This window comes from Pseudoalteromonas sp. MIP2626 (assembly GCF_013414205.1).
GTDB lineage: Bacteria > Pseudomonadota > Gammaproteobacteria > Enterobacterales > Alteromonadaceae > Pseudoalteromonas > Pseudoalteromonas nigrifaciens.
Window position 1 is genome coordinate 26,507 of record NZ_JAATTW010000037.1, and the last position, 7,919, is coordinate 34,425.

Genomic DNA, 7,919 nt, shown 5'->3' on the forward strand with positions numbered 1-7,919 from the left:
ATGAACACCTTGGTTATACATAATCCAAGCTACAAAATTGAGACAGCTTGTTTACTGAAAAAACTACTGCTAGTGGCAAACTCATTATTAGCAGCTAGTTGTGCATTACTAATAACCAGTATTTTAATTAGCTACCCTTTTGCCGATTACTTTTCTATACCGGTGCAAATTTCGGCACATATTAGCACTATTGTTATTGCTGCTATTTTAAAAATTAGCTATGTGCTGCGTTGTATCGCACTGCATGGCATGGGGAAGGAAGTTCGTTAATGCGACCTATTAATTTATCTCAGCCGGTACCGGCTAATATTCGCTTTTACCAAATAACGCAGTGGTCAGTATGGATGCTGCCATTTAGACCCTATTTTTTAGCCGCAGGCTTGTTGGCTTTTAGTTCAATAGGCTACTGGTTATTAATTTTAACGGGTAGTGCAACTTGGCAGTTAACAATCCCCGCTACATTATGGCATGCCCATGAAATGTTATTTGGTTTTGCAGGTGTTGTTGCAGTGGGTTTTTTACTTACCGCCGCGCAAACTTGGACTGGAGTACCTAGCATTAGTGGCAAAAAGTTAATGCTATTAACGCTGCTATGGCTTGGGGCGCGAGGCGCATTTTTTGTGTCTTTGCCTGCTTTTGCACAATTTAATTTATATGCGGTGTTAGTGTTACAGCTCACATGGTGGCTAGGTGTTATTGCAGCATTAGCTAATATGTTATTAACCGCTAAAAGCAAAAATAACTATCAATTTTTAGTGCTATTAGCGGCGCTGTGTACGTTAAATATTGTTTACTTGGCCCTGCTGATTGAACAAAACATGCAGTTTGCGCTCGCCATTGTTGATACAGCAGTATTACTGATGACCTTATTAATTGGCATAGTAGCAGGGCGTGTATTGCCATTTTTTACCAGTAAAGGCCTTGGTTTAACAGCGCAGGTACGTACAGCTAACGTTGACTCAGTATTACTGTATATGAGCGTTTTTAGTATTGCGGTGTTTTTTCTTAGCCAGTTATTTTTTAATCAGCTAAACCCAGGCTGGGCACTTGCTGTTGTTGCTGTGCTGCATTTAATCCGTAGTTTTTATTGGTGGGATAAAAACGTACTTAAAGTTCCTTTGTTATGGTCTTTGCATTTTTCGTACTTGGCACTAGGTGTAGGTTTAATGCTGGTAGCCGTGAGTTTTTACAGCAGTGTTATTTTATTTAAAGATGCATTACACCTCATTACCATAAGTACCATAGGGATGATGATTTTAGCCATGATGACACGCGTATCTCATGGGCATACCGGGCGCTCTTTGACTATTCCACATTATATGGCGGTTGCTTTTGCTTTAGTGTTAGTGGCTGGGATTACTCGTTCTTTACTGCCTTTTGTTATTGGGCCACACCTAGCTTGGCAGCTAAGTGCTGGGCTGTGGCTAATTGCCTTTTTATTATTTTTAATTCACTGCACACCTATTTTAACACAGCGTCGTGTTGATGGGCGTCGTGGTTAACCTATACCTATTTTATTAATTGGGTATTATTCACACGTAGGAAAACCTAGATGTTATCTGATAAAACTATTGAAATTGTTAAAAGTACTGTTCCTTTATTAGCAGAGGCAGGTACGGTTGTTACTGATCATTTTTACAAGCGTTTATTTAGTCATAATCCTGAGCTTAAAAATATTTTTAATATGAGTAACCAAGATACCGGCCGTCAGCAATTTGCATTATTTAACGCATTGGCTGCTTATGCACAAAACATTGATAATTTAGAGGTGTTAAAAGCGGCACTTGGGCGTATTAACCATAAACATACTAGTTTAAATATTTTGCCGGAGCACTACCCAATTGTTGGTGCACATTTAATTGGCACGCTGAAAGAGCTTATTCCTGAGCAGTTCACGCCAGATGTTGAATATGCTTGGCGTGAAGCGTATGGCGTACTTGCTGATATTTGTATAACTGAGGAAGCTGCTTTATACGAGCACAGCAAAAATAACTTAGGCGGTTGGGCAGGCACACGTCAGTTTGCAATAACTAATAAGCAGGCTGAGTCAGAGCTGGTAACTAGCTTTACGCTTACGCCAGTTGATGGCGAGGCAGTAATTGCCCATAAACCGGGTCAATATTTAGGTATTAAAGTTAAGCCAGAGGCTAGTGAATATGAAGAGATCCGCCAGTATTCTATTTCGCAAAAAAGTAATGGTAAAAACTACCGTATTAGCGTTAAAAAAGAGTTATTACCAAACCCTGGCATGGTGTCTAACCATTTACACTCACTAGAGCAAGGCGCAATAGTAGAGCTATATCCGCCTGCAGGGGATTTCTTTTTACGAAATAACACCAGCCCTGCTGTGCTTATTTCAGCGGGTGTTGGGCAAACGCCAATGGTAGCAATGTTAGAGACGCTATTAAGCGATACTGCTAATCAAAATATTATGTATTTGCATGCTTGCGAAAATACTCAGCAGCACTCATTTGCTAATTATTTAAATGAACTAAGCACTGTTTACCCGCGCTTACAAACCATGACTTGGTTTAATCAAGGCGATGTAGGAGCTGATTTTACCGGTTTTATGGATTTACACGCAGTACAAGCGCAATTGCCACTGAGCAACGGCGACTTTTACTTGTGTGGACCCGCTAATTTTATGGCCTTTGTGAAAAAACAACTGCTAGAATTAGGCGTTAATAACGGACACATTCATTACGAAATTTTTGGCCCGCATCAAGATCTATAATATTTATAGAATAAAACTCAATTAAAAAAGCGCGCTATTGGGCATTACTTCAATAGCGCGCTTTTTTGTGCCGTTAAATAACCTGAACTCCGGATAATAAACCTATCTCAAGCAGCTATTTTCAGCGCTAACTGCGTTGAATTTACTTGCAATAGGCCAGCTATTGACGCGTAAATTCGCCTTGTTTTCACTGGAAATCTCTGGCTAGAGAAAATAAAGCTAAATATAACTATGATTCAATACGTTAGTAAATCTCTTAACCAGAGTTCAGGTTAAATATTAAACTGGCTCCTAATACCTTTAAATTAAAGCTTTTTGGTATTGGTTTGCGCGGCATACGCTTGTTGTTGCCAAGCATTAAATAACTGCTGTTGTTTATTTGATATTTTTAAGCCGTAAGTTTTTTGCATATAGGCATAAGCGTCGGCTATTTGTTTACGGGCATAAAAAGGAGGCTCTATTACTCGTTGTTTAAAGTTAACTTTAACTTCACAGCGACCGTATTGGGTGGCGCTTTCACTAAGCATTCCAAATCGATAATTAGAACGATCTGCGTTAATTTCACCAATAGCAGGAGCTAAGTTGTTTATATCGGCTTCCATCTTTCTAAACTTAGCACTTACTTTACGGCAGTTTTTACGCCCGCCATCTTGCCAGCATTGTAATTGGTGGCCAAACTCCCAGGCAGGCACAATATGCTCCCATTCTATGCGTAAAGCGCGTGCATTTACGTTACCTGAGCGGGTATGTGTATTGCGTGGCACATAACCACAGTTAGTGGGGTCGGGAACTAGTTTTTTACCCTGTTTTTTTATATCGCAGCCACAGTAAATACTTTTAGCATTACTAGGGAGGGTTTTAATTAGGTGTCTTTTAGCGGTTGAAAACCGAGTGAATTCTTCAGCCGATAGCGAAAAGCATACAAAAAAAGCCAACAAGGCTAAAATAAATCGAGTCATATCCATCACATACGTGAACTACAGGAGCGGCTAGTTTAATGACTTGAAGCTAAAAGATAAAGTTTACTTAAAGCCATATTTACCGTTCTTTAGTATTTAACCTTAGCTCTGGTTAAGAGATTTACTAACGTATTGAATCATAGTTATATTTAGTTTTATTATCCGGAGCTCAGGTTATCTACTTTAAATTGTTGTTTAAATAAACAAAAGTTGTTACTTAAAGAGTATGGTGAAAGCTCATAAGTTTGTGAGTGGGATTGCGAATGAAATTTGTAGATTATTATGCCGTGCTCGGAATATCGCCCGATGCAGACTATAAAGCGGTTAAGGTAGCTTACAAAAAGCTAGCTAGAAAATATCATCCAGATGTAAGTAAAGAACCTCAAGCCGAGGAAAAGTTTAAAGAGATAGGTGAAGCTTACGAAGTTATTCACAACAAAGAAGAGCGCGCTAAATACGATGTGTTACGTCGTAATCAACAAAACCGTGCTCAGCAGCAAGCAAATTATGGCGGTAGCTATGGCTCGTCACAAAACCATTATCAGCAAGGTGATCCCCAAGCCGATCAGGAGTTTTCTGATTTTGTAAATTCAATGTTTGGCGGCGCAGGTGGGTTTAACCATGGCGGGCAGGGCAGAACTGGTGGCGCTCGTGCGCAAAAAGGACAAGATGTGGAAATTGAATTCCCGGTATTTCTTGAAGAAACGTTAGTCGATACCGTTAAACCAATTGAGTTTATGCTGCCGCAGCGAGACAGTAGTGGCCGTGTATCTGAAGTTAAAAAATCGCTTAAAGTTAAAATTCCTGCAGGCTCGGTTAATGGCGAACGCATTCGCTTAAAAGGCCAAGGTGGATTAGGTTCGGCAAATGGCCCTAATGGCGATTTGTATTTGCAAATTCGCTTAGTGCCTCATCCATTATTTGACGTTGAGGGGCATAACCTAAACATAGTGGTACCTCTTGCACCATGGGAAGCTGCTTTGGGCACTAAAATAAATTTACCTACATTAGCCGGAAAAATCCAACTAACTATTCCAGCTAATAGTCAATCGGGTCAACGTTTACGCATTAAAGGTAAAGGGTTAATTAGTAAAAAAGCCAAAGGTGACTTATTTGCTGTGATTAAAATTGTTAATCCAGCATTGAGTGATGATGTTAGCAAAAAGCTTTGGCAAGAGCTGGCCGAAAAAGCCCATTTTGACCCCCGTAGCAATTGGAGCAAGTCATAATGAAAATTATCGAGGCACCACAAGGCAATTTACTCACTAGCCAAGAATTGTGTGTGAGTAGTGATATTAGCGAAGCCATATTATATGAATTGGTTGAGCACAGCATTGCTATTCCTATTGAGGGCGAGCGCGTTACAGAATGGCAATTTACGGTATCAACAGTGATCTTAGTTAAAAAGGCTGCGCGTATTCAGCATGACTTATCGTTAGATTGGTCTGCTATTGCTTTGGTTTTACAATTATTGGATGAACGGGATGAGTTGATTGCTGAAAACCAAATGTTAAAGCAGCACTTAAGTCGATTTAAACATTTAGAATAAAAATAGTGGTTAAATTTTAAATGCGAGTAGCTAGCTATTTTTATGGAGCTAGCTCAGCACTTTTATAATAGTGAGCTTTTGGTGCTTAAATATTTTTTATTCGTGAAATAAGAGTAAGTAAAGCGTCAATAAATGCGTAAAAATAGCCGACTATTTATATAAAAAGGTGAATATTGCAGAGTTGATTTGGTATAAGCGTAAAACTGCGTTAAAGTTTACAGCGAACTAATTAGAGGATAAACAGCAGACAATGTCGGAAATTCAATTTTTAAATGTAGACCTAGAGCTTGAGTCAAAGCAAGATATTAGCGTGCTTGTAGCTGACCTAAAAAAAATCGCCACTATTTTACATTATGATAAAGACGAATACCGTCAGTTAGCGCGTATAGAAGTAACAGGCGAAATATCTTCACCGGATAAAGCAATTAACCACTTATGTGAGTTAGTAGAGTCATGCTCGCGGGCTGCACTTAAGCAATGGTTGAGTTGTTCGCGCCGTACCTTTGATATTGGTTTTGAATCGGGCACTTCGCCAAAGTGTTTTAACCAAGCGCTGCACGCCGATACATTATTACGTATATCGGCAATTGGTGCAGGCATGGAAATTACTATTTACCCGCTAGAAAAATAGCCTTAGCCTTTGCGCTCTACAACAGCTGCGGTCATTTTTGATACGCAGCAAAGCTCGCCGCGACTATTCGTTATTTTTATTTCCCATACTGAGCTACGCTTGCCAATATGAAACGCTTTTGCGGTGGCGGTTAAGGTGCCATTACGCGAGGCTTTTAAATGGCTGGCACTGATCTCTTGCCCTACACAATAAAATTTAGTGAAGTCGACCACAAAATTAGCCGCGTAGCTGGCAACACTTTCGGCTAAAACCACGTTTGCTCCGCCATGCACCATGCCTATAGGGTTATGGTGCGCAGGAATTGCTGGCATAGTGGCAACTAAGTAATCATCACCAATTTCAGTTATTTCAATCCCCATGGTTTTCATCAGTGTACCTTGGCCATTTATGCCTTGGTCTAACTGCTTACAAAACGCTAAAGTAATAGGTTGATGCCAAATACTCATTGTTACTCCTTTAAAGGTTGAAAACGATAACCGATAATACGATTTTTCATGGCGATATGATAGCCAAATTAGTGCAGCTACTGCATGGTAATACAGTGCTACTTTTTGCTTTCTACATAGTGCTTAATTTCATCGAGATCTTTTTTTAGCATTTTACGCATCGAACTTTTAAGAAAAAAACCTATCACTGCAGAGATCATTTTTACCCAAATAGACTCAGATCTATCAGAAAAAGTCATGGTTAAACAGGTGCTAGGTTCGGCGGCGGTAAGTGACAGCTTAGTGGTATAAACTGCCCCGCCATTTTCTGCGCGAGTGCAATAGTATTCATTAGTAACAGCTTCGGTGATCCACATGGTTTCTGAGGCTGCTTTACCAAAAATTTTTCGTGTTTCTAACCATTTTAGGCCCACTAGCCCTTGTGGTGGCTTCTCGATTATTTTTACATCAATAATGCCAGACAGCATATTGGCACTGTTTTCGATGTCAGTTATTGCCGCCCATACTTTACGTTTAGGACCGTTAATTATTACCGCTACAGTGATATTCATAACACTCTCCGTTAATTCACATTGATGAAGTTAAGGCCCATTACAAAAACGATAGCTAACTAATTTTTAATAACAGCAACAACTTAGTAGTTATGTAATTAATGTAACGTAAAACGAACACTATCGTGATCTGCGTAATTTTATCTGTAATTTACTTGGTAATTTTAAGCTTAGACCAATGCCACCTTTGGCAGCAAAGGCGAGGAGTAATTTAAATTTGCGATTTTCAGATAACTGTATATACTCACAGTTAAATGTACTGTATGGAAAACCAGTTGTATGCGACCATTAACTAACCGCCAAGCGCAAATACTCGAACTTATTAAAGTGTTTATTAAAGACACTGGTATGCCTCCTACACGCGCAGAAATTGCACAAACATTAGGCTTTAAAAGTGCTAATGCAGCAGAAGAGCATTTAAAAGCGCTGGCTAAAAAAGGCGCTATTAAAATGAAACCAGGCGCTAGCCGTGGTATTCAACTTATTGAAGAAGATGAACCAGAACAACTTGGTTTACCGTTAATAGGCCGTGTAGCTGCCGGCGAACCTATTTTGGCGCAACAACATGTTGAGAGCCATTGTAAAATTGACCCGTTAATGTTTAAACCCGCTGCCGATTTTTTATTGCGTGTAAATGGTATGAGCATGCGAGATATTGGTATTATGGATGGTGATTTACTGGCTGTTCATCGCACTCAAGTTGCCGAAAATGGCCAAGTTATTGTTGCCCGCGTTGATGACGATGTAACGGTAAAACGCTTAGAAAAAGCAGGCAAAAAAGTATTATTGCATGCTGAAAATAAAGAATTTTCGTCGATAGAAGTGGATCTTGAAAACGAATCTTTTAATATTGAAGGCTTAGCTGTTGGGGTTATTCGTAATGCTGACTGGATGTGACAATTAATCTGTTATAGCTATGTAAAATATCGGCATAATTTAATAGCTCAGATAATTAATGCGCACTTTTTAGTGTAATGCCGATCAGTTAAGGTTAATTGATCGGTTGACCGATCTAAATGATCGTGAATAATCCGTAATTAGTTTCGCTA

General features: G+C 39.4%; 10 protein-coding genes. 7 read left to right on the forward strand and 3 right to left on the reverse strand.

What is annotated here, in order from left to right:
* The 3 genes from HC000_RS13800 to hmpA are packed head-to-tail and all read left to right on the forward strand — an operon-like array spanning window position 1 to window position 2,734.
* Window positions 1-270, forward strand: coding sequence for a hypothetical protein (locus tag HC000_RS13800; RefSeq protein WP_011329510.1), 270 nt, complete (start codon window positions 1-3; stop codon window positions 268-270).
* Entirely contained in the window at window positions 270-1,502 is a 1,233-nt protein-coding gene (locus HC000_RS13805; RefSeq protein ID WP_179807953.1) for an NnrS family protein, read from the forward strand. The genes HC000_RS13800 and HC000_RS13805 overlap by 1 nt, the downstream gene beginning before the upstream one ends.
* A gap of 50 nt (window positions 1,503-1,552) precedes the next feature.
* A complete protein-coding gene (gene hmpA / locus HC000_RS13810; RefSeq protein WP_179807954.1) occupies window positions 1,553-2,734 on the forward strand; it encodes an NO-inducible flavohemoprotein in 1,182 nt (393 codons plus the stop codon).
* Window positions 2,735-3,039: 305 nt separating this feature from the next.
* Here the strand turns inward: hmpA and HC000_RS13815 are convergent, their stop codons facing one another.
* Window positions 3,040-3,699: an endonuclease gene (locus tag HC000_RS13815; protein ID WP_086997141.1), complete on the reverse strand. Its 660-nt coding sequence runs from the start codon at window positions 3,697-3,699 to the stop codon at window positions 3,040-3,042.
* Window positions 3,700-3,956: 257 nt separating this feature from the next.
* On the opposite strand from HC000_RS13815, the gene HC000_RS13820 reads away from it, so the two are divergent.
* The 3 genes from HC000_RS13820 (at window position 3,957) to HC000_RS13830 (ending at window position 5,873) form a co-directional block, all read left to right on the forward strand.
* Window positions 3,957-4,922, forward strand: a complete 966-nt coding sequence (locus HC000_RS13820; protein ID WP_179807955.1) for a DnaJ C-terminal domain-containing protein — start codon at window positions 3,957-3,959, stop codon at window positions 4,920-4,922.
* Window positions 4,922-5,242, forward strand: a complete 321-nt coding sequence (locus tag HC000_RS13825) for a chaperone modulator CbpM (protein ID WP_011329505.1) — start codon at window positions 4,922-4,924, stop codon at window positions 5,240-5,242. Before HC000_RS13820 ends, HC000_RS13825 begins: the two co-directional genes overlap by 1 nt.
* A gap of 250 nt (window positions 5,243-5,492) precedes the next feature.
* Entirely contained in the window at window positions 5,493-5,873 is a 381-nt protein-coding gene (locus HC000_RS13830; protein WP_011329504.1) for a hypothetical protein, read from the forward strand.
* Window positions 5,874-5,875: 2 nt separating this feature from the next.
* Here the strand turns inward: HC000_RS13830 and HC000_RS13835 are convergent, their stop codons facing one another.
* Entirely contained in the window at window positions 5,876-6,319 is a 444-nt protein-coding gene (locus HC000_RS13835) for a hotdog fold thioesterase (RefSeq protein ID WP_011329503.1), read from the reverse strand.
* Between the two features lie 98 nt (window positions 6,320-6,417).
* Complete coding sequence (locus HC000_RS13840) at window positions 6,418-6,870, reverse strand: SRPBCC family protein (RefSeq protein ID WP_179807956.1); 453 nt, start codon at window positions 6,868-6,870, stop codon at window positions 6,418-6,420.
* Window positions 6,871-7,149: 279 nt separating this feature from the next.
* Here HC000_RS13840 and lexA point away from each other — a divergent pair, with 279 nt between their 5' ends.
* Window positions 7,150-7,767, forward strand: coding sequence for a transcriptional repressor LexA (gene lexA, locus HC000_RS13845; RefSeq protein WP_041454613.1), 618 nt, complete (start codon window positions 7,150-7,152; stop codon window positions 7,765-7,767).
* Window positions 7,768-7,919: the final 152 nt, after the last annotated feature.

Bases quoted from the DNA above. Each gene is read 5' to 3' on its own strand.
- HC000_RS13800 (WP_011329510.1), top strand. From the start codon at position 1: ATGAACACCTTGGTTATACATAATCCAAGCTACAAAATTGAGACAGCT.
- HC000_RS13805 (WP_179807953.1), top strand. From the start codon at position 270: ATGCGACCTATTAATTTATCTCAGCCGGTACCGGCTAATATTCGCTTT.
- hmpA (WP_179807954.1), top strand. From the start codon at position 1,553: ATGTTATCTGATAAAACTATTGAAATTGTTAAAAGTACTGTTCCTTTA.
- HC000_RS13815 (WP_086997141.1), bottom strand. From the start codon at position 3,699: ATGGATATGACTCGATTTATTTTAGCCTTGTTGGCTTTTTTTGTATGC.
- HC000_RS13820 (WP_179807955.1), top strand. From the start codon at position 3,957: ATGAAATTTGTAGATTATTATGCCGTGCTCGGAATATCGCCCGATGCA.
- HC000_RS13825 (WP_011329505.1), top strand. From the start codon at position 4,922: ATGAAAATTATCGAGGCACCACAAGGCAATTTACTCACTAGCCAAGAA.
- HC000_RS13830 (WP_011329504.1), top strand. From the start codon at position 5,493: ATGTCGGAAATTCAATTTTTAAATGTAGACCTAGAGCTTGAGTCAAAG.
- HC000_RS13835 (WP_011329503.1), bottom strand. From the start codon at position 6,319: ATGAGTATTTGGCATCAACCTATTACTTTAGCGTTTTGTAAGCAGTTA.
- HC000_RS13840 (WP_179807956.1), bottom strand. From the start codon at position 6,870: ATGAATATCACTGTAGCGGTAATAATTAACGGTCCTAAACGTAAAGTA.
- lexA (WP_041454613.1), top strand. From the start codon at position 7,150: ATGCGACCATTAACTAACCGCCAAGCGCAAATACTCGAACTTATTAAA.